The sequence below is a fragment of the Calothrix sp. CBUCES-K 9914 genome (assembly GCF_059640475.1).
The window spans coordinates 1-1995 of the sequence record NZ_JBXXZH010000520.1 but is presented as its reverse complement, the minus strand read 5'-3'; the positions used below and the strand labels follow the sequence as shown (position 1 = coordinate 1995).

The window sequence follows — 1995 nt, the reverse complement described above, 5'->3', positions numbered from 1 at the left end:
AATAGCCACTAAGGGTTTTTTTATGCAATTTTTCCGGAACTCATAAGTAATTTTTTGAACAAGTATATGGTAGATGCACCCTGATAACCCACTCCCCTAGTCGATATTAGTCAACTAAGGGGATTTTTTTTACTTTTCTAAAAGAGTTTTTGAAGATATCTGGAATATATCTGGAATATATCTGGAAAATTCTCCGGAGAACGCAAATAAAAATAAGAACAAGTAATTGGTAGATGCACCCTAATAATTCACTCCCCTAGATGGTAACAAACCAACTAGGGGAATTTTTTGTCGTTTGAAAGATTTATTGATAATGTCGATAAAAATATCCGGATAACACTGGTTACGATGAGAACAAGTAAATGGTAGATGCACCCTGATAACTCACTCCCCTAGTAGACTGCCATCCGCTAGGGGTTTTTTTATGGTCAAATTTTTTACATTAGTTGCAACTCAGTTTTTAAGAGTTTCTTTTCAATTTATCCTGAAGATAACCAGTTAATAATGAACAGTTAAATGGTAGATGCACCCTGATAACTTACTTCCCTAGTAGACTGCCATCCACTAGGGTTTTTTTTTGGCTATATGCAATAACCTGAAGCCGACCTTGAACCTTTCTTTTCAATTCGTCCTGAAGATGACCAACTGATGATGAACAATTAAGTGGTAGATGCACCCTGATAAATCACTTCCCTAGTAGATTCCTATCGACTAGGGTTTTTTATTATAAACTCTACAAACCAGAATGTGCAACTAAATTTGAAACTAATTAGATATTGTCGGTGCGTGACGCTACAAGTCTTATAGCTTCGTTGAAGTATTTTTGTAGCGTCACGCACCCTACTCGAAATTTATCCTGAAGATGACCAACTGATAACGAATTAGTGGTAGGTAGATGCACCCTATTAAATAATTGCCCCCTCATGGACTGCCATACACTGGAAGTTTTTGGGGGTTTTTTGTTTCTTTTTGCAGGTCTATACAGCATCGCTGCCTGCTTTCAATAACCCTAATAACTCACTCCCGCGCGTTAAACTACATCAACTAACGCTTTTGTTTGAGCTATGAAACACTGAATAAATACAACCTAAAAATCACTTCTATCTAGTAATGCACCTAAAATCTTCCGGAAGCAGTCTGTAATATTCGTATTAGCTAAGTAGGGACTAATAGTGACTGCGTTAACTTTTCTAATTGGACGGTAGATTGTTATATGATAGCACTGTTATAAGTTATTGTGCGAGTACGCAGCATTAATAATAAAATCAATTTAGTTATAAAATTACAAAAAAATCGTACCAAATTTGTAGTTCAATAATACTAGCAATATGCCTTTAGCAGTAATCAAGTTTTCGAGTGAAGATTGCGGAATTTGTCACAAAATGGCTTTTTATGACCAAAAAGTGTCAACCGAGCTAGGTTTAGAGTTTATTGACGTAAAAATGCAGGATACGGCGACTTACCGTAAGTATCGGCAAATACTGTTGAAGCAATATCCAGATAAGTCCGAAATGGGATGGCCTACTTATTTAGTATGTTCCTCACCCGAAGGAGAGTTTGAAATAATCGGCGAAGTCAAAGGAGGACATCCCAAGGGTGAGTTTCGAGAGCGTTTACAAGCCGTTTTAAATTCCGTAGGTTAGGCGTCCCGCCTGACATATAGCACAGGCGTCCTGCCTGTGCCACATAGCTTTACAACACTTCAAATGAGTTAACTTCTAAGACTGGTCCAATCATCGCGGCAGTCACTATATCTTCGCGCACTTTTCCTGTAACTTTGGCTTTTTGTCCAGTTTGGAGCAATTTTTTGTCAGCACTACGGGAAATTTCATAAGTAGTGCCTTCATCGGTGACAAATGCCCAGGCGCCCAAACCGATGTCACGACGTTGAATTGTACCTGTTACTGTAATAGACATAATTAAGTAATGAGTAATGAGTGCTGAGTGCTGAGTGCTGAGTGCTGAGTAATGAGTAATGAGTGCTGAGTAATGAGT

The 1995-nt window shown here is 38.1% G+C and carries 2 protein-coding genes; one reads left to right on the top strand and one right to left on the bottom strand.

What is annotated here, in order from left to right:
- The first annotated feature begins 1328 nt into the window (after positions 1-1328).
- Complete coding sequence (locus tag AC2JBO_RS44725; protein WP_496960049.1) at positions 1329-1643, top strand: thioredoxin family protein; 315 nt, start codon at positions 1329-1331, stop codon at positions 1641-1643.
- A 49-nt stretch (positions 1644-1692) separates the two neighbouring features.
- Here AC2JBO_RS44725 and AC2JBO_RS44720 read toward each other — a convergent pair whose 3' ends face one another.
- A complete protein-coding gene (locus AC2JBO_RS44720; protein WP_496960050.1) occupies positions 1693-1917 on the bottom strand; it encodes a hypothetical protein in 225 nt (74 codons plus the stop codon).
- Positions 1918-1995: the final 78 nt, after the last annotated feature.